The organism is Costertonia aggregata, assembly GCF_013402795.1.
Classification (GTDB): domain Bacteria; phylum Bacteroidota; class Bacteroidia; order Flavobacteriales; family Flavobacteriaceae; genus Costertonia; species Costertonia aggregata.
The window spans coordinates 3,717,222-3,737,096 of the sequence record NZ_CP058595.1 but is presented as its reverse complement, the minus strand read 5'-3'; the positions used below and the strand labels follow the sequence as shown (position 1 = coordinate 3,737,096).

Here is a 19,875-nt window from a genome sequence, read left to right as displayed (position 1 = left end):
CATTATCTCTTTTAAACATGATTAAGTTTGCTAAGTGCTTTATTTTTTATCGCTTAATAATTCTTCGTAGGTCGCTTTCTTGACATCGTGAAATTTATTCCAAACTTTTCTGTATTGTCGAATTATTGTGTCGTCCTTATTTATCTCTTTCATAACGTGATTTGCTTTATTCAGATAACTGATAAAGTTTCCCCAATCAAATTGTTTAGAAGGACTATATCCAGTTTGGCTATTTTCATCTGGTAACCATTTCATACGTCTTTGAGAGCCTAAATGCGTAAATCTTTTATATAATCGTGTTTCAAAAAGTGAGTCAGATGGAATATGTGCTTTTTTTGCAAAATGTGCTCCACGTCTAAATGACCTTTTCATTGTTCTATAAAATTTCGAAAAACCTGCTGTTTTTACTCTGATTTTTGAGCCATCATACATAAACCCTAAATATTCTAATTGTTTATTTGGGTTCAAAATTCCATTTTTTATTGAACCTCCATAAAATTCAGAGTTTTCGTTAAGCTCATATCTGTAAGTATTGGTTTTTTTTGGTTGAATGTCAAGATTTGCTTCGACTTCTATTTCTTTACGGATTAGGTCATAAAAATATTCTTCATCCTCTTGGGCGCAAATGATTATTAAATCGTCACTATATCTTTGGTAATATGCATTTCTCGAAGTAGTTTTTGAATGAACTCGTTCATCAAAATCTAACATATAAATATTTGCGAGAGTTGCACTAATAGGTGTACCTTGGGGAATTCCTTTCTTTTCTTTTTTGTTGAGTTTTTGACGAATATCTTTTTTGTATGGTTTATCGGTTCTAATTAAGTCAGTCGCTTCTTCAAAGAACTCATCTTTATCACAAAAAGCGACTACATTTTCGTGTCGCATATTATAAATTTTGCTCACTTTTTTACGCTTGAGAACTTTCTGTGAAGTATCATTCGGCAAGAACCTTTCTATTATTAATTTATGTTGAAACCGTTTAAATAATTCGTTTTCATTTACGTATTTGTTGTCAACCAAATTTTTGAATATTGTATAATGGTCTTTTGGTAGATTATCGGTGTTCAAAACACGTTTCCATTGACTATGCAGAATTCGGTGGTCTAAATTGTCAAAAAATGAAGTTACGTCAGCTACTATTATTGATAACTTTAGATGTTTGTTTTTTTCTATGAATTCGAAAGCCTCAAAAGCAAATTCGATATTGGATTTATTCCCACTTTTACCATTTCCAATTGGTATTTTTCTATACGCAACTGCTACAGAACCGTAAGGCTTGTCCTCTAGAAAATCTTCATAAGCTTTAGTTAGAAGATGACTGTAATAGCTGTAAATAATAGAATCTAAATGTGATGGGAAGTAGATATGACGCTCTTTTTTATCACTAACTGTTCTTTGTCTTTTACCACTTTTGTTTTTTGGTGCATTTTCAAGAGGTCTGTATTTTCTCTGACTTAAGGTTCTGTGTAAAAGAGGTACGAACTTATGATTGGCGATATTCTCAGGATTATTAATATAATTTTTCAACCACTTTTTATCCTTTTTGTTGGTTAGCGGTTTTCCAATATGAGGGTACTTTTTAAATTTCAGCCATTCATCATTCATATTCAACTATTGGTTATAAAAAAAGGATTGAGGTTGGTCGTGGCTTATTTATCGGTAGATACAATCCTGAAGTTGCTTTTCACTTTCGCTATGGGCAACGCCACTCATTGATAGAATAAAGTTCGTATCTTTACAAACACAACCATTTATGATAGTATCGGCAGAAATAGAAACTAAGACAGCTCAACTCACAGTCCTCTCAATGCAACTTCTAATAACATTGATGAAGATTTGCGAGATTGGAATCTCTCTTCACACGTCAGCCGAAGCCTGCGCGTGGAACACTAATGTGCACTTGACATAAAACGTATCTAACAGTCTTGTCCCAACACTCAATCCTTTAACATAAGAATGTCACAAATCGTTCCGTTATTAGATTTATGACAAAACTCATCAGATGAAAAGATGTTTATGCCATATTGACGTTATAGTTTTCAATTTATAGATGTTCAAAATAAATTTTCATACAAACAATTTTAACTGACTTTTATATATTACAAACAACATTCATATAGCCGTTTTCTTTTCGGAAAGGTATTTCCAGTACCGTTTGGGTACGTGTTGTGTATGTAGCTTTTTGTTGATACGGGATTTTATGTTGGTACTCTTAAAGTAATTGTTCCATAACTCTTGGTAAGAGTACTCTTCGCCCAAGAAACGGTCGTTTTTACGAATGCTATTGGCATAGACTTCATCCATATCCAAGGCAATGATCTCTACCTGGTGTAGATTGTAAAACAGGCCATACTTTCGTTTTACATCATAAATAATCCATTGTTGATCTGCATAACGGGATTTGAAATGCTTGGAAATCAACGGTAGCACATCAAAGTCCGGCTCAATATTGGCAAAATAAATTTGGTCTTGGGTCAATTGAAAGCGTACAAAGGCTTCCATACGGTGTTTTTCCCTACCCACACTACGGGCCAACTGGCTAATTTTTAAAACCACACCATCCGAATAATCGGAATGAATGGAGTTTTTATTTGCAAATAGTTTCCGAATGTACCTGTAGAGTAGGAGCTCAATACCTTTATTCTCGCTCAAATAGGCGAAGTAAATATTTTTTACGGCACTATTGCTTTTCTTTTGAATACCCTTCCACACCCGTTGGGCTTTGTCCGTTTGGGTAAATATAGTTTCGGTTTCGGAAAAAAGTCCACTTTGTCTCACGGAGTTTTTTTGGATATCCGAAACCGGTACTTTTTCTTCAAAAGCAATAAATACAGCGGTTAAGAATCCATTAAAACTTCCGTCATAGATCAAGATTTTAGAATTTTTCATATAATATTCATTTTAATGTCCTTTTGAATCTCTTCATAAAACTTGGACCGGATTTCCAAATCTCTACGCTAAACCACAAGTCCGATATACTTTTCCAAAATAATCATGTTCATCTCAATAATCTCTTTTTGAACCTGATCATAGACTTTTTGAGCCTACTTTTAAAAACGACAAAATCATACCCCAATTTTAATAATGCAGAGCGGTTTTGCTCCATATCAAGTAATCTTTTCATTTTACCTTTTTTTGATGATATCATTTTAAGCACAAGTCAAAAAAATCAATACCTAAACTCATTTCACATTTGATAAACATGTCACTTCGAGTGAATTTCACGATTCAAAAAGAGCGAAATTCATATCGAAAAACGAATACTTTAAACTGCACACGTATTCTTTGATTTTAATTTATCAAAACGCACAAAAACCAGATGTTCAAAACAATGTTTTAATTGAACAACTGCAATTGGTTGCTATATTCTTTTCTAAACTTACCTACGGAATTCCGTAAAATCAATCCCTTTATTTTTTGCGCTTCCATATCGCGCCGCTCCCATTGGTTAGAGTCACACACCATAAAGTATTTCGCACGATTTAAGGCAACACCTATTTTCTTCAAATGCTCCCAATTCAATTTTCGAAACCTTCTCGCATGTATGATTTTATGAACTGATTTCATGCCCAATCCCGGTACTCGGGCCAACATACGTTTGTCGGCTCTATTGACGTCTACCGGAAAATGTTCGAGGTTTCGCAAGGCCCAACTCAATTTGGGATCAATATCCATATCCAAATTTGGGTGTATGTCGTTTAAAATTTCGGTAACGTTAAAACCGTAAAAACGCAAGAGCCAATCGGTCTGGTACAGTCTATTTTCACGTAGCATGGGTACTTGGGTACCTATGGCCGGTAATCGGCTGTCCTCGGCGACAGGCACGTAACCCGAGTAGTATACCCGCTTCATATTATAATTTTTATAATAATGGGTAGCGGAATACATAATATCCCTGTCCGATTCTCCCGTAGCACCGATGATCATTTGTGTACTTTGCCCGGCAGGCGCATATTTTGGGGTACTTTTGATGATTTTCTTTTCGGCTTTATACTGAATGATTTCATTTTTGACCTTCAACATCGGTTTGGTGAAATCTTCATGTTTTTTGTCCGGTGCCAATAACTTTAAGCCAGATATCGTAGGGACTTCTATATTCACCGAAAGCCTATCCGCATATAATCCGGCTTCACGCATCAACTCATCACTTGCTCCTGGAATGGATTTCAAATGGATATAACCATTGAAATTTTCTTCCAAACGTAGTTTTTTGGCTACCGCGACTAGGCGCTCCATGGTGTAGTCTGGGCTCTTAAAAATGCCAGAGCTCAAAAAGAGCCCTTCAATATAGTTTCGCCTGTAAAAATTGATGGTCAGATCAACGACCTCTTGAATCTTAAAGGCCGCACGTTTAATGTCGCTACTTTTTCGTGTAACGCAATAGGCACAATCAAAAATGCAGTAATTGGTCAAAAGAATCTTTAAAAGGGAAATGCAACGGCCATCTTCGGAATAACTGTGGCAAATGCCCATACCGGAACTATCACCCAAACCCTTATTGGTATTGGTGCGCTTGCTTCCGCTACTGGAACAGGAAACATCGTATTTGGCAGCGTCGGCCAAAATGTTCAGTTTTTCTTTTATACGTTCAAATGACATTTGCTCAATTGTAATTAATCCAAAATTATGGAATAATTCCTAAAAATGGAAATAATCCAAATTATTTTTTGGAATATATCCAAATTGACTATATTTGGGATATGGAGAATGAATTCACTTTAAAGCGTTTTATCGACATTCGTAGGGAATTGGGATATACTCAGGCCGAATTCGCCAAACTACTGGGTATCTCAAACACTACTGCCGATATAGAACGTGGGCGCACCAAACTTTCGGGCAGGGTTGTGGCCGAACTATTGAAACAATTTAAAATAAATCCGCTATGGTTGTTCGGGGAAAGTGAAAACCAATATTTGGAAACCTCAAAAACCAGCGTTATCCCCAAGGTGGTTACCATAGATTCCTCAGAAAACGAAAATATGGTCTTGGTCAATGCCAAAGCGGCTGCGGGATATCCCCAAAACATTCAGGATACAAGTTGGTATGAGCAATTGCCTGCTTTTGACCTGCCCATTCCCGAATTTAGGAACGCTACCTACCGCGGTTTTCAGATAGAAGGTGAAAGTATGTTACCCAATCTTAAGCCTGGTGAGTGGGTACTGGCCAAAGCTACTGAGCATATTGATGACGTAAACCCAAACAAAATGTACGTTGTGGTATTACTGGACGCCGTTTTGGTCAAAAAAATAGAACGCAAACCCAATTCCAATAACATTACTTTGGTTTCTTTGAACGAAACCTATCCGCCATACGAGATAAAACCCTTTCAAATTCAAGAAATTTGGCAGATAAGCAGCAAAATAACCTTTGGTGAGGACGCCACGACCGAAAAAGGATTGCTAAAACAGCTCCAAGAATCTATGGATGAACTAAAAAGCCAGTTGAAATATGTAAAGAAAGTGTAGTTTTACAATTTCATATTGTAGACACCGCTTTTTCGCAGTGTAAATCCCAAACCTTTATACAAATTAATGGCGGCGGTCCTATGATGGCCGGTAAACAATAGAATTTCATCCAATTTTTGTTTTTTTGCCTCTTCCAAAAGTTTTTGCATCAATTTCTTTCCGATGCCTTTTCCACGATATGCGGAATCTACCACAACGTCCTCTACGATGCCCCTATGGCCCGAAATGATAATGTAGGTGGATAACATCGCGATGGCAACCACCGCTTCGTTATCCCTACAAACAGCAACAATGACATTGTTGTTCTCGTGAAGAATTTGCTCCAAAGGGCGTTGTACGTTTACCGCATTGAGTTGTTTGTACAAGGCCTCAACTTGGGACTGTATGGTTGCGTTAAGTTCTTTTGCATGCAATAATTTTATGGTCATGACCCTAGTTTTGATTGTTCATCAAAGATATAATATTCGTTCGGGACCCAAATAAATATAGCCGTTATCAAAGCTTTTCAAAAATTGTATATTTAAAATGAATATGGAAATCCATTATGCATTTGGATGAAATTCTTTCAATTTGATTGAATTTTATGATTGAAAAATCAGTGGAACTGTGACATAGTGATATCATATTCTTGCACAATACACATTGAATTATGCTACACACACGAAAATTTCTTATGGTTTTGCTGCTTTTATTAAGCGTGGGCATTTCAAATGCCCAAACCCAAAAAGACACATTATTGGTGGGTTATACGGCGGCGCCACCCTTCATAATTAATAAAAACGCCACACTACAGGGCATAAACATTTGGTTGTGGAAACGTGTTGCCAAAGACCTGGATTTAAAATACAGATTTATCCCCATGGGTTTTTCCACTATGTTGGATTCCCTAAAGAATGGCAGTATTGATGTTTCGATAAACCCCTTGACCATTACAAGTGAGCGTAGTAATAAAATGGAATTTACCCACTCGTTTTACGCTTCGAACTCCACGGTAGCCGTTGCTGAACTTTCCTCCTTTCAAAAAATTTATCAATTTATAGAGGGCTTTTTTAATATAAATTTCCTGAAAGGGTTGTTGCTTTTGTTGGCCATTATTCTATTATTCGGATTTTTAGGTTGGTATTTTGAGCGAAAAGCGAATCCCGAACATTTTAGGGGCGGTATCAAAAGGGCATTTGGGACGGTCTTTGGTGGTCTGCCGTTACATTGACTACCGTTGGTTATGGCGATAAGGCCCCAAAAAGTGGTTTTGGTAAAATAGCGGCACTCGTCTTAATGTTTACCGGTCTTTTGTTTATTTCGGGGCTTACGGCCAGTATTGCGTCAAGCTTAACCGTAACCCAGTTGAACAGTGACCCGGATAGCTTTAATGAATTCAAGGAAAGAAAAGTCGGCTCGGTAAAGAACACCGGGACTACAGGTTTTTTAAAAGCCCATTTTTTTAAGGATATCCATTTATACGATAACGTGACAGAAGGGCTGATCGATTTAAAGGACAATAAAATCGAGGCCTTTATGTATGATGAACCTATTCTAAAATATCGCATACAACAGGATTCCACTTTGGGAAGATTGAATATTTTACCCGTAAAATTTGATGTGCAATTTTATGCCTTTGGCTTGGCAAAGGACCAAACAGTTTTGGAACAAGCCATTTCGCAACGTATTCTCGAAATTATGGAAACCAACGAATGGCAGGTATTATTAAGCGAATATGGCCTCACGGAAATTTAATTGTACGCTTTGGGATTTCCCACTTCTAGCGTTATGGGGCCTAGCTTATGCGATTTCGGTAAAAATGTACCACTTTCCATAATTTGCCAATCGTCCCAAGTAGCTTCCAAACCCCCGATAGGTATGATTTTGACCCACATTTTAAAACTGTAGGGGAACCCGTTGGGTTGCAGTTTCCATAAATAGCTATCTCCGGGCGTAGTACCTCCGGTAGTGTAGGTAACCAAAAGTCCATCAGAACCATCTTCAAGTTCTACCAAGCTTCGCTGTACACCTTCATCAAAAACTTTAAACGGGGCGACCAACCAAAAGGAGTCATTGTTAAAATATTCCCAGGCTACGTTAACGATGTCCCTATTCTCTTTTGGTGGTAATGCCGTACTGTTTTCAAAGGCGATACTTTTCGAGGTTTCGTTTAGATCAAGGTCTACGGTGTAATCGCTCCATTTTACCTCTACTTTTCCCATGGCCTTGTCCCATTTGTACTGATGTGTGCCACCTTGATAGGACCACTCCAAAAACCGTGTGTTTTTATATTTGTCGTAATTCATGGCTTTCAACATTGTACGCGCCAAAGCATCTGCTTCTGGGCCAGATTTTCCCTCTGGGAGGGGTTCATTGCTAAACCAACCAAAAATGAGAAGACCTATCGATAAAAGGCCCAATACAACTCCTGTGATTTTAAATAGTTTCTTCATGAAAAATATGTGCGTTTTATACTTTGCGCCAAAATAGTGGCGGCTTTGGGAAAATACCTGAACCACAATTCCGGTTCAAAAATTTCCAATTCGGCCAAAGCCAGTTTATTCATGTTATCCCTAAAAATATCTACCCTGGCATACAGGGGCAGTTCCGGACAAGCAGCAACGACCTTTTTGGCAAAGGCAATCTCATCTTTTGTGGCATCGTAGGTGTGAACACTGCCCCCAAAATCGTCCTGCACCCTAAAGTCGCCTGCTTTGGCCACTTTGAGTACGGCATGGGTAAAAATCCCTTCAAATATCATCATTGATACTTCCCCATGCGCAACTATATTTTTTTGAAACTCCTGCAACATTAGGGCTTCGGACGAAATCAGTTTTTGGAATATGGCCTCATGTTGCGAAATTTCCGATTTGTGCATTTTATAGGTATGCCTTGCCGCACCGGAAACACAGGGTTTTAAAATATAATCATTGCAAGTAAAATCTAGGGTTTCTATAGCTTCGTCAACAGTTTTATGCAGTGTATGTTTTTGACCTTTTTCAATAAATAGCGTTTTGGGGATATTTACCCCCTTGTTTGCAAGGTCCTGCAGATAATGCTTGTCTATATTCCAATGCAATAACTCTTTGGAATTGATGAGTTGGGTTTTTGAAGAAACGGATTTTAACCAATGGGAAAATTCTACATACCGATCAAAATAGTCCCAGGTGGTTCTAAAAAGAGCGCATTTGGTGATATTCCAATCAAAACAGGGGTCGTCCCATGCCTTACGGGCCACTTTTAACCCTTGCTGTTCCAATGCCTTAAAAACCAAACGGTCCTCTAAAAGCAAGTTTTTAATATAGGTATTGGTTTCCTTGGCATTTATATACCTACGATCTGTAAGAATGACGATGTCGTACAATTGCATCAATGTCAGCTTTAGAATCCTACGGCGGTATCGTCACCACGTTTATCGGCCCCACCTTCCAATCTGCCATCGGGGAGTACGCGAATCGCATCGACCTTACCGATTATGGGGGTTCTTTCTTCATTGATGATATACCCCTTTGCTTTTAATTTTTCTTTTAGCTCCGTTGAAAACCCATCCGGTTCAAAAATCACCATATCGGGTAACCATTGATGATGAAAACGGGGCGCATTGACCGCTTCTTGCATACTCATACCAAACTCGTAACCGTTTAAAATAGTCTGTGCCACCGCAGTAATAATGGTAGAACCTCCGGGCGTTCCTACGACCATCCATAACTTGCCGTCCCGTTCTACAATGGTAGGGGTCATACTGCTCAACATTCTTTTTTCTGGGGCAATGCTGTTCGCTTCGGCACCAATGAGCCCAAACATATTGGGCACACCGGGTTTGGCGCTAAAATCGTCCATCTCATTATTCAAGAAAAAGCCCAGTTCATTGGAATATAATTTTGAACCATAAGCACCATTAAGTGTAGTTGTCACTGAAACAGCATTGCCTTCTTCATCGACGATGGAGTAGTGGGTGGTCTCCATGCTTTCCAAAATCTCGACCTTGCCATGCTCTACATCCGATGATTTTGTTGCAGTATCAAACGAAAAATTTGCCATGCGTTCCTTTAAATACTTGTCACTCAATAAAACGTCTAATGGGATATCGGCAAAATCGGGGTCTCCTAACCAATAATTACGATCGGCATAAGCCCTGCGGGAAGCTTCGGTAAACAACTGTACGGTTTTTTCCGAGTTGTGACCAAAATCGGCCACATCGTATGGTTCCATCATCTTAAAAATCTGGTTTATGGTAACACCGCCGCTGCTTGGGGGACTCATGGAGACAATTCGTAAATCCTTATACCTAAATATAATGGGCTGTCGCCACTTGGCTTCATACTTCGCCAAATCTTCCTCGGTAATAAAACCCCCTTTGGATTGTATGAAAGCCACCAGTTTTTGTGCGATTTCACCCTTGTAAAAGCCGTCATGGCCGTTTTGGGCTATGATATGTAATGTATTCGCCAAAACGGGATATTTTACTACGTCACCTTGCTTTGCGTTTATGGGAAAGGTCAAAGTGCTGTCGTTGACCTCTACTATCAAATCCTTATAATTTTCGAAACGCTTCGCCTGCTTTTCGGTAACGACGACCCCTTTTCTGGCCAGTGCGATGACCGGCTCAAAAATTTCTTTCAAAGAGAGCTTTCCGAATTTTTTGTGAACCTCCATTACACCGGCTACGGTTCCCGGTACACCGACGGCGGTTGCTCCTTTGGTACTCATATCGGGAATCACATTCCCCAAAGAATCCAGATACATATCAGCGTGTGCCGATAATGGCGCTTTTTCGCGGTAGTCCAATCCTCCGACATCCCCATCTGCCTTGCGATACACCATAAATCCACCACCGCCCAGATTTCCCGCAAACGGGTAGGCGACCACAAGGGCCATTTCGGTAGCGATCATGGCATCAAAGGCGTTACCTCCTTTTTTCATGATTTCCACACCTATCTTGGAGGCCTCTTCGCGAGCGGAGACGACCATAGCCTTTTCGGTAACCAGACCCGTAGGTGCTGCCACATGTTTTTTACAATTGACAAATAAAAAAAGGATTGAAGAGAGGAAAACATATTTGAATCGATGCATTGAATACTAAGTTTTTGGTTTATATATTGGTAATTAATGAAGTATATTTTTGCCTTGAAAAGATAATCAATTCCTCAAAAAAGGCAGTAAATTCCATTTCGAATTTTGTGTAATGCTCTTCCAGGTCAAGAATGGCAAAATTCATCTTGGACCGGTTTTTTGTTCTTCGGTTCATCCCGCTTAAAACCTTTCCGATACCGTCCATCTTGGAATAATTGTAAATCCAATTATCCGCTATCATATAGGGCATCATCCGCTTTATACCTTCGGGCAATATACCATGGTTCTCTTCCAAGAGGTCATAAAAACGCTCCACAAAAACCTTTAATGGAACATCGGAATAAACTTCCCAATTCTTGGCCAAAAAATGATCATAGTATATATCTACGATAACCCTGCTGTAATGGCCGTAGTTTTTATGCAACCGCTTGCTACTTTTCTTGGGTATTTTATGGGAATCGGTAAAGGTATCTATCTCCCGATGCAGTAAAATTCCTTTTTGCACATTATTTGGTAAATGTGCGAACTTGTTGCCCCGAATACTATCCGCCATAAAATTGCCCAAGGTAATTTCGGGGTTATCAAAAGAAAGATAAATATGGGCCAAAAAATTCATGATTTCGAATTTACAAAGAAGCGCAATACGTTTAGGCGGTTAACGTTTATATTTGCAAAAACTTTTGAATAATTATGACCTTAATCAAATCAATATCAGGAATACGAGGAACCATCGGTGGACAGCCAGGGGATAACCTAACACCGATAGATGCGGTAAAATTTGCCGCTGCTTACGGAACTTGGCTTAAACAGTATTCCAAAAAAGATAACCTGAAAGTGGTTATAGGTCGTGATGCAAGATTATCAGGGGAAATGATACAGAATTTGGTCGTTTATACACTTGTGGGATTGGGAATCGATGTCATCGATTTGGATTTGTCGACCACACCGACCGTGGAAATCGCTGTACCCTTGGAAAAGGCAGATGGTGGCATTATTTTAACCGCTAGCCATAATCCGAAACAATGGAATGCCTTAAAATTATTAAATGAAAAAGGGGAATTCTTAAATGCGGCCGAAGGAGCTTTGATTCTCGAAATCACGGAAAAAGAGGATTTCGCTTTCGCGGAAGTCGATGATTTAGGGAGTATTACCAAAAATGACTCGTACATCGATATTCATATTGACGAAGTCTTGAATTTGTCCTTGGTGGATGCCGATACGATTCGGAAAGCCAAGTTTAAAGTAGTCGTTGATGGTGTGAATTCCACTGGGGGAATCGCAATTCCGAAACTTTTAAGGGAACTAGGTGTCGAAGTAGTGGAACTGTATTGCGACCCAACGGGACACTTTCCGCATAATCCTGAACCCTTAAAGGAGCATTTAAAGGATATTTGTGACTTGGTAGTCAAAGAAAACGCCGATTTCGGTATTGTGGTTGACCCCGATGTAGATCGTTTGGCCTTTATCAGTAATGATGGCGAAATGTTTGGAGAAGAATATACCCTAGTAGCCTGTGCCGATTATGTTTTAAGTAAAACAAAAGGCAGTACGGTCTCCAACTTATCTTCTTCCCGTGCCCTTCGTGACGTTACGGAAAAGCATGGTGGCACCTATCAAGCCGCTGCGGTAGGGGAAGTAAATGTAGTAAGCAAAATGAAAGCCACCAATGCCATCATTGGCGGCGAAGGTAACGGTGGTATTATTTATCCTGAAAGTCATTACGGTCGGGATTCTTTGGTCGGAACGGCTTTATTTTTGATGTTGATGGCCGAAAAGGGAGGAACGGTTGCCGAACTACGGGCAAGCTATCCCTCTTATTTTATGAGCAAAAAGAAAATTCAATTGACTCCTGGATTGGACGTGGATGGAATCCTAAAAGCCATGGCCGAGAAATATGCCGATGAGGATATTTCTACCATTGATGGGGTTAAAATCGATTTTCCCGAAAATTGGGTACACCTTCGTAAATCAAACACCGAGCCGATTATCCGCATTTACACGGAGGCCAAAAGTCAGCAAGAAGCTGATGGGCTAGCGGATCGGATTATTGGAGAGATAAAGGCGGTTGCTGGGATTTAGAACTTAGTTTAGGAGAACTGAATTAGAGATTTTACGTGAAGTTTTATTTTTATAGTTTTACTTTGTTGGTTCCTGAAACTATTGGACTACCTACATTATCGAACTCGGTTATTTCCATTTCTATTTCACATTCTTTCAAAGTAAAATTCGAATTAATAAATTTTAAGAGAATTAAGCGATGAATAAATAATGCATTAATATCTTTTTAGTTATATTTCAGAGCCATTGATAGCGTTCTGAAGCTTTTAAGTGAATTTTTTTGATGTGCCTAGCTATTTCATTTTTAAACGATTCTATTTAAAATATTGTATTCCTGTATATAGACTTCTTAGATTCGATATGTTCTATATCTTTAACATTAATATCCATATGCTCCGATATTGGTTTATCTAACATTGAGATAATTACAATTGTAATTATTTAAGTTCACGAAACTTTGATAAATCCATCTTTTTACGAAAAGTAACAATCTTAAAACTTATAAGAAAACTGGTGGAACATTAACTATTCTACATTTAATAGGTCATCAACAACTTTTAAAGGGGAGTTCATCCAATAGTTTTCCAAATCATCTTTTTCTTGTAGTGGCTGCCCCTCGAAAACAGGGCTATTCATATTCATGAAAAAGGATGTACTCGGCATTTCAAAATCTTCTTGGACTTCCTGGGTGAAAAATTCCCTGAATTGTTGGTACTCTTTGTAGTCATATATTTTATCCGCCAAGTTCCCATGGATGTCTGTAATGTTCATAACATAGCAACGTAATTTTGCACCAGCTTCTTTATTGGTTTGGTAGTTTTTGAAGTGGTTGTAGAAATCGCGTTCTTTCATCCCATCTTTGAATTCGAGGTATAGCAAAACGGTACGAGGATTTGCTATATCCAAAGAAACCTCTTTTATGGTCAACGGCTCGCCAAAGAACTTTAATTCATAATTGGAAATGATATTCGCTTTTTGTTCATCCACGGGGTTATTGAAAGTCAACGACAACCTTCGAGTGGCCACGTTGACAAGTAGTTCTTCTATAAAAAAACGAGGAGGTTCTGGCAAAATAAAACTATTATTGAATGTAATATAGTTTAAAAACATTTTGTCCCTAAAAGGGCGATATTCACTCAAGACCTCAAAAATTAAGTCTTTTTCCAGGCCATCGATACTTTCAACCGATTTACCGTCAGTGTCTTTGAAATATAAGGAATAGTTCAGCATGTAAATGGAGAAGTTCTCTTTATCAATCAAAAGCTGACCAAACGCCTCATATCCATTTTGGGACTTGGTGACTGTGATATTATAAAAAGGAAGGTCATCAAGAAAGATATCCTTTGCACGTTCAAAACTATGGCCACTCAAGAATTGACTTTTTAACTTATAAACAAAGGCATACGAGTTAACCTCATAATTTCTTATAGCATCATGCACCCTGAGTATTCGTAACTCATTCCCGCCATATGAACTTAGAATTGCGTTGTTTATGACCTTATTTCTGTTTTCATAATCATAAGGCTTGTTGGATATGGTGTCCCTGGGAAAATTTTCGTTAACCAAGATACTATGTAGGGCAAACTGTGTTGATTGCTGATCCTTGCTTTCAAAGCCTTTATCATATATGCTAAGTATGGCTTCGTTTAGGTTTAGGTAGTCATTCTCATGCCATTGATAATCTCTATAATAGCCTGTTAAACTAAAAGGTTGGTTTGGAAAATTATCCGGGATAGCGCGAATCGCTTTTCTAACGATAGACCTAGTGCTAAGCTTCCTTTTCTTTTTCTTGCTTGCATACACGACTGTTTCTTCCAATCCATAAACATGTGGATTTAAAAAAATGACATTGGATTTCTGGGCCATCATTTGTTGTATTGAAATTACTTTGGTCTCATATCCCATGGATGTAACAATCAAAGTATCGTTCAATTCTGAGAACTTCTCAGGAACCTTAAAACTTCCGTTTCTATTGGTCACGACTCCTATGGCCCATCCTTTAACTTTTATTGTAGCAAAAGGGATAGGCTTTTCTCTTTCGGTATCATAAATATACCCTTCGATATAATAGGGGTATGGTTTATTGGACTGCGCTTGTCCCGCTATTGGGAATAAAATGAATAGAAGGAGAAAAAATCTATTGTAGTGCATAATATGTTCAATATTTTTTGTAGCTAAAATTAATTGACATTTTAGTTAATATATTCAGAACACTACAATTTTCAAAATTAAGAACAACGACCACATCAAATACGTTTCGGTTTTTCTTCGAAACATAATAAATTCAGTTCAATCATGGGTCGCAGCTTGATGTTGGAGTATATGTGTTTCCGGTTTAGCTCAATGCCTTTCACTGACGATATTAATTGATGGCCTTGGACAATCGTTTGGTATAGTAGCTTAGGTCAATTTATTTTAAAACGCATTGCAACAAGTTGTTTATTCCTTTAAGACTCTAATATTTTAGAAATCAATATTTTGTATTCTTTAACATTTCTTTCATATTTTTTCGGACTGCAAGCCATAATACAATGCCTATTACTAAAGTTAATACGCCAAAAACATATGTTGAAGCAACATTGATTTTACCCAGAACGATACCAATTAGGAGACTTAGTGCCAAAAATGCGTGTGTGAATATAACTAATCTCCTTAAAAATATTGACTAAATAAAATTTCTACATTGGTCTCGTTTTCAGTATCTGTTTTTGATAACTTTCCATCTACAACCACATTGTTTATAAAAATTAAATGCCAAGCATATTGGATGCATTTACGTATTTTGAATTTTATAGAGTTGCTTTTGTCATTATTGAAATCAAATACGAATTCATTTTTAGATTTAAGTGCGGATTCAAAATTCTGACTTATCTCTTGTAGATTACTTTTTACTTTTAAATTCCATTTTTTCATATTATCACTTTAATGTTAACCAGCGGTTTAGTGACAAATAGTATAAGCTTATGTTTAGTTTCCGCCACGCACTTAACGAAATCTTTCGGTTTTTCTATCCAAATCCCAAAGATTTTACAGATTTTATGAAAATACGTATAACATCTCTTAAGTCTAAGTCTATTTTATTTATAAGTTTTGTGGTAATTTATTCTACATACTTTATTTCCTCAATATATTCTGGTTCGTTAAAAGGAGGTGGTGGCGGAGGAACATCAAATTTTACATCTAACCAAATATTAATATTAGTAGTGTCTGTAATTTTGTAGTAAGCTTCGGTAAGCTTATCCAAGGTTTCAGGTAATTTCTTTAGTCCGTTTGAGTCATAAGAGATGTAGATGAGTAGTTTTTTAGGATTATCAGCAAGCATTGGATTTTCGCCATAGTTTTCAATGTCTCTTCTCAAAACATTTTCCAAACTATCTAGGGGATAATGTAAGTCCCATGACTTAGTTATCGTATCATTATGGATTCTAATTGTATTCTTTTGTTTGATAAAGATACATAAATACCTATCCCAACATGGATTATAGAAGTATACTGTTTTTAATTTTCTCTCCGTTCTAAAATTGACTTTTGGTAGACTATCATTACAAGCTACTTCTTCAGTTCGATTCAACAATTCTCGGAAATTTTTAAACTTACTTAACTCGAGTTCTACGCCCAAGTTATCATTTTGATTATTGTATTTTCCAAACTCAATTGAAGCCAACTGTTTTTTTGGTTTTTTTATTTCAGAATTTTGACAACTAAATGTAAATGCGATTAGAATTACAAATAGTATTTTAAAGACTACCTTCATTATATTAAAAACTCTACAATAATTGAATCTAATTATTAGTTGAATTTTACACATACAGTAAAATAGTAATTTTTAATCCAAGAACAAAAGCCTTAAAACAACCCCGTTATATTCCCTTGATCATCAATATCAATGTTCTCCGATGCAGGTTTTGCCGGTAGTCCGGGCATACGCATAATATTTCCGGTAATGGGAATCAAAAAGCCCGCACCCGCTGCGATTTCGATATTTCGAACGGTAATGATAAAGTTTTTGGGTCTGCCCAATAATTTTGGGTTATCCGATAAAGACTTTTGAGTCTTAGCGATACAGACAGGCAATCCTTCCAATCCTAGATTTTGTATGGTTTTTAAATCACGTAACGCCTGACTGGTATAATCTACATGTTCCGCTCCATAGATTTTGGTGGCAATAGTCTTGATTTTATCTTTGACGGGCAGTTCCCAGTCATACATCGGTGTAAAATCCTCAGTTGCGGCTTCAACGATTTCAACAACTTCTTTGGCCAGTTCCAAGGTGCCTGCGCCTCCTTTGGCCCAGCCTTCAGCAAGTGCAACTCTAACATCAAGTCGTTTGGCAGTTTCTCTGATTAAATCGATTTCCGCATCAGTATCCGAAACAAAACGATTTATGGCAATAACAGGTTTTACATTGAACTGTTTGATATTTTCCAAGTGTTTTTCAAGGTTGGGAATGCCTTTTTCCAAAGCCTCCAAGTTTTCGGTTGTAAGCGCATCCAAGATTGCACCACCGTGGTATTTCAAAGCCCGGATCGTGGTAGTCAAGACCACAGCTTTGGGCGATAGCCCCGCACTTTGACATTTGATATCGAAAAACTTTTCAGCACCCAAGTCGAATCCGAAGCCTGCCTCCGTAACGGTATATTCCGAAAAGGTCATACCCATTCGTGTGGCGATGACGGAATTGGTGCCTTGGGCGATATTGGCAAAAGGTCCCCCATGAATAATCGCCGGATTCCCCTCAATCGTCTGTACCAAATTAGGTTGAATCGCATCTTTAAGCAAGGCGGTCATTGCGCCTTCGGCTTTCAGGTCACGAGCGTAAACAGGGGTCTTGTCAAAGGTATAGCCAACAAAAATATTTCCGAGACGCTTTTTTAAATCTGGCAGATTTTCCGCTAAACATAAAATCGCCATAATCTCCGAGGCAGCGGTAATATCGAATCCCGTTTCTCTTGGGATACCCGAACCTGTGCCTCCTAAACCGACGATAACCTGACGCAATGAGCGATCGTTCATGTCGATGACCCGTTTCCATGAAATCGTGCGTGGATCAAGGTTCAACGAAGTGGTTTTACTTTGAATATTATTGTCGATTAAAGCCGAGAGTAAATTATGAGCTTTTTCGATTGCGGCAAAATCTCCCGTGAAATGAAGATTAATGTCCTCCATAGGAAGCACTTGGGAGTATCCGCCACCGGTTGCTCCGCCTTTGATGCCGAAAACCGGACCTAAAGAGGGTTCCCGAAGCACCACGGTCGCCTTTTTGCCCAAGCGGTTCAATCCCTCTGTCAATCCGATGGACATGGTGGTTTTACCTTCTCCTGCCGGAGTAGGGGAAATTGCGGAAACCAAGATAAGGTTAGACCTTTTTACTTTAGAGGTATCAATATATTTTAAAGGAATTTTCGCTTTATATCTTCCATACGGTTCAATGGCATCTGTTGGAAGTCCTAATTTTTCAGCAATCCGTTCAATGGGTCGAAGCGTTACTTTGCGTGCGATTTCTATATCGGTCATAAGTCTTGACTATTAGGGATATTTTCAGCTGTCTGAGAGTGGCTTGAAAATAATTACATAGCCTAAAATATCGATAAGTTTGATGACAAACAACACCTAGAAGCACTATTTGGTACGCTGCTGTTTTTTTGCTGCGGGACTCAAATGCTCCTTACCACGATGTTTCCAGCGTTTATGCGTCCACAGGTAATGCTCTGGCCTTTCATATATCTGTTGCTCGGCCATTCTTAAGAACGTATCGGTAATTTGATTTTTCTCGGTTGATTTTGCGTCGGTCGTTATAGGTGTGAATTCCGCTTTATAGTAGCCACGTTTCACTTTTGAAACTTTAAGGAACACTACCGCCAGATCTAATTTTCTGGCCAGTGTCTCGGCCCCGTTGATGACCGGTACCCGTATGCCCATAAAATCTGCCCAGTATTGGGCTCGGATTACTTGGGGCGACTGATCGCTCACCATTCCGAATATTCCTATGACATTGTTCTGCTTGTTCTTTACAATGGTCTTTACCGTTTCTTCCTGGGTAATCAGTTTGGTGTTCCATCGGGCACGAACCTTACGGCTCCACGCATCAAAGTACTTGTTGCTGATCTTGGTATAAACCGCATATCCTTTGGCCTGTACATAATTGTTGAGGCTAACGTTCCATTCCCAATTGGCATAGTGCGAGCATACCACTAAAATGCTTTTTGTTTTTTCTATCTCCTGTATAACTTCAACATTTTGAATGTCGTAGCGTTTTTTTACCGCTGCCTTGGAAAGGTTCATCGTCTTTACCATTTCCAAAAAAGAATCGCATAAATGACGATAAAACTTTTTCTCGATTGATTTTAATTCCTCTTTGGTTTTAGATGGAAATACCAATCTAAGATTGTCCTTGACCACCTTTTTTCGATAGCCCACAATGCGATATAGTACAAAGTACACAAAATCGGAGAATGCATAGAACAGTCGATAAGGCAGTATGGAAATTAACCACAATAATGGATAGGCCAAGATAAAAACGAGTAGTTGCATACGTTATTTAGTGCAACAAATATAGCTATATTTGAAGTGAAAATTAATCGCTGTTTCATGGATAATCTGCACTATGCCACATTGGCCATAATCGCCGCTAACATATTGGTTTCTATTAAGGGTTTTAACGATACTTCTTTCTTTGAACGCTATAAATTCGGTATCGGTCAAATAAAGGCGGGCCAAAGGGAACGCATGGTTACTTCCGGTTTTTTACATGTGGATCTGGCGCATTTGTTTTTCAACATGTTTACATTGTATTTTTTCGCCGATGTGGTCATCAATTGGTTCGGCCCCGGTAAATTTATTGCCATTTATTTGGTCAGCTTGATCGCGGGTAGCCTTTTAGCCTTGTTTTTTCATAAAGACGAACCCTATTACAGCGCCGTAGGCGCAAGTGGGGCGGTAACCGGAATATTGTATGCGGCTATTTTATTACAACCTGGAATGAGTTTATTTTTGATGTTTATTCCCATACCCATTCCTGCGTATGTCGTCGGTATCGGTTACCTATTATACTCCATCTACGGGATGAAAAGCCGATTGGGAAATATTGGTCACACGGCACATTTTGGCGGTGCCATTGGCGGTTACCTGACCACCTTATTGTTTAAACCGGATTTGATATTTACGGAAACCCTCATGGTATTGCTTTTGGCGGTTCCCATAATCATCCTTTTCGTTATGGAAAAGATGGGTAAAATCTAAAAACATAGCGGTATTTCACCGATCAAATACATTTTGCACCAGTAATTATTACTTTTGG

The 19,875-nt window shown here is 38.4% G+C and carries 18 protein-coding genes; 5 read left to right on the top strand and 13 right to left on the bottom strand.

Translation table 11 applies throughout. The features are described from left to right. Nucleotides 1-39: 39 nt before the first annotated feature. The 4 genes from HYG79_RS17150 to HYG79_RS17140 form a co-directional block, all read right to left on the bottom strand. The gene (locus HYG79_RS17150) at nucleotides 40-1,608 is read right to left on the bottom strand and encodes a reverse transcriptase domain-containing protein (RefSeq protein WP_179243286.1); all 1,569 of its coding nucleotides are present in this window, start codon (nucleotides 1,606-1,608) and stop codon (nucleotides 40-42) included. 507 nt (nucleotides 1,609-2,115) lie between these two features. Next, a complete protein-coding gene (locus HYG79_RS17145; RefSeq protein WP_179243285.1) occupies nucleotides 2,116-2,892 on the bottom strand; it encodes a TIGR03915 family putative DNA repair protein in 777 nt (258 codons plus the stop codon). Nucleotides 2,893-3,001: 109 nt separating this feature from the next. Then, complete coding sequence (locus HYG79_RS18185) at nucleotides 3,002-3,127, bottom strand: hypothetical protein (protein WP_262888983.1); 126 nt, start codon at nucleotides 3,125-3,127, stop codon at nucleotides 3,002-3,004. Nucleotides 3,128-3,339: 212 nt separating this feature from the next. Next, nucleotides 3,340-4,602, bottom strand: a complete 1,263-nt coding sequence (locus HYG79_RS17140) for a putative DNA modification/repair radical SAM protein (RefSeq protein ID WP_179243284.1) — start codon at nucleotides 4,600-4,602, stop codon at nucleotides 3,340-3,342. A gap of 101 nt (nucleotides 4,603-4,703) precedes the next feature. Here HYG79_RS17140 and HYG79_RS17135 point away from each other — a divergent pair, with 101 nt between their 5' ends. Continuing rightward, entirely contained in the window at nucleotides 4,704-5,468 is a 765-nt protein-coding gene (locus HYG79_RS17135; RefSeq protein ID WP_179243592.1) for an XRE family transcriptional regulator, read from the top strand. Nucleotides 5,469-5,470: 2 nt separating this feature from the next. Here HYG79_RS17135 and HYG79_RS17130 read toward each other — a convergent pair whose 3' ends face one another. Then, nucleotides 5,471-5,896, bottom strand: a complete 426-nt coding sequence (locus tag HYG79_RS17130) for a GNAT family N-acetyltransferase (protein WP_179243283.1) — start codon at nucleotides 5,894-5,896, stop codon at nucleotides 5,471-5,473. 221 nt (nucleotides 5,897-6,117) lie between these two features. Between HYG79_RS17130 and HYG79_RS17125 the strand changes: the two genes are divergently transcribed. Together HYG79_RS17125 and HYG79_RS17120 are read left to right on the top strand one after the other, a co-directional pair. Then, nucleotides 6,118-6,678 (top strand): transporter substrate-binding domain-containing protein, encoded by a 561-nt coding sequence (locus tag HYG79_RS17125; RefSeq protein WP_179243282.1) that lies wholly within the window; start codon nucleotides 6,118-6,120, stop codon nucleotides 6,676-6,678. Then, the gene (locus tag HYG79_RS17120) at nucleotides 6,675-7,202 is read left to right on the top strand and encodes an ion channel (RefSeq protein WP_179243281.1); all 528 of its coding nucleotides are present in this window, start codon (nucleotides 6,675-6,677) and stop codon (nucleotides 7,200-7,202) included. Before HYG79_RS17125 ends, HYG79_RS17120 begins: the two co-directional genes overlap by 4 nt. Here HYG79_RS17120 and HYG79_RS17115 read toward each other — a convergent pair. The 4 genes from HYG79_RS17115 to HYG79_RS17100 are packed head-to-tail and all read right to left on the bottom strand — an operon-like array spanning nucleotide 7,199 to nucleotide 11,136. Next, nucleotides 7,199-7,900, bottom strand: coding sequence for a hypothetical protein (locus HYG79_RS17115; protein ID WP_179243280.1), 702 nt, complete (start codon nucleotides 7,898-7,900; stop codon nucleotides 7,199-7,201). The two genes, HYG79_RS17120 and HYG79_RS17115, sit on opposite strands and share 4 nt — an antisense overlap. After that, a complete protein-coding gene (locus HYG79_RS17110) occupies nucleotides 7,897-8,817 on the bottom strand; it encodes an ATP-grasp domain-containing protein (protein WP_179243279.1) in 921 nt (306 codons plus the stop codon). The genes HYG79_RS17115 and HYG79_RS17110 overlap by 4 nt, the downstream gene beginning before the upstream one ends. Before the next feature lie 11 nt (nucleotides 8,818-8,828). Beyond that, complete coding sequence (gene ggt / locus HYG79_RS17105) at nucleotides 8,829-10,520, bottom strand: gamma-glutamyltransferase (RefSeq protein ID WP_179243278.1); 1,692 nt, start codon at nucleotides 10,518-10,520, stop codon at nucleotides 8,829-8,831. Between the two features lie 19 nt (nucleotides 10,521-10,539). Further along, nucleotides 10,540-11,136 (bottom strand): acyl carrier protein phosphodiesterase, encoded by a 597-nt coding sequence (locus HYG79_RS17100; RefSeq protein ID WP_179243277.1) that lies wholly within the window; start codon nucleotides 11,134-11,136, stop codon nucleotides 10,540-10,542. A 74-nt stretch (nucleotides 11,137-11,210) separates the two neighbouring features. Here HYG79_RS17100 and glmM point away from each other — a divergent pair, with 74 nt between their 5' ends. Then, the gene (gene glmM / locus HYG79_RS17095; protein WP_179243276.1) at nucleotides 11,211-12,599 is read left to right on the top strand and encodes a phosphoglucosamine mutase; all 1,389 of its coding nucleotides are present in this window, start codon (nucleotides 11,211-11,213) and stop codon (nucleotides 12,597-12,599) included. Nucleotides 12,600-13,103: 504 nt separating this feature from the next. On the opposite strand, the gene HYG79_RS17090 is transcribed toward glmM, so the two are convergent. The 4 genes from HYG79_RS17090 to HYG79_RS17075 all read right to left on the bottom strand — a co-directional run bounded on the left by HYG79_RS17090 (nucleotide 13,104) and on the right by HYG79_RS17075 (nucleotide 19,109). Then, on the bottom strand, nucleotides 13,104-14,729 hold the full coding sequence (locus HYG79_RS17090; protein ID WP_179243275.1) for a carboxypeptidase-like regulatory domain-containing protein: 1,626 nt from the start codon (nucleotides 14,727-14,729) through the stop codon (nucleotides 13,104-13,106). Between the two features lie 949 nt (nucleotides 14,730-15,678). Further along, the gene (locus HYG79_RS17085; protein WP_179243274.1) at nucleotides 15,679-16,332 is read right to left on the bottom strand and encodes a hypothetical protein; all 654 of its coding nucleotides are present in this window, start codon (nucleotides 16,330-16,332) and stop codon (nucleotides 15,679-15,681) included. A gap of 92 nt (nucleotides 16,333-16,424) precedes the next feature. Next, nucleotides 16,425-18,092, bottom strand: a complete 1,668-nt coding sequence (locus tag HYG79_RS17080) for a formate--tetrahydrofolate ligase (protein ID WP_179243273.1) — start codon at nucleotides 18,090-18,092, stop codon at nucleotides 16,425-16,427. Between the two features lie 105 nt (nucleotides 18,093-18,197). Next, on the bottom strand, nucleotides 18,198-19,109 hold the full coding sequence (locus HYG79_RS17075; protein WP_179243272.1) for a lysophospholipid acyltransferase family protein: 912 nt from the start codon (nucleotides 19,107-19,109) through the stop codon (nucleotides 18,198-18,200). 57 nt (nucleotides 19,110-19,166) lie between these two features. Here HYG79_RS17075 and HYG79_RS17070 point away from each other — a divergent pair, with 57 nt between their 5' ends. Continuing rightward, complete coding sequence (locus tag HYG79_RS17070) at nucleotides 19,167-19,817, top strand: rhomboid family intramembrane serine protease (protein WP_179243271.1); 651 nt, start codon at nucleotides 19,167-19,169, stop codon at nucleotides 19,815-19,817. The last annotated feature ends 58 nt before the right edge of the window (nucleotides 19,818-19,875 follow it).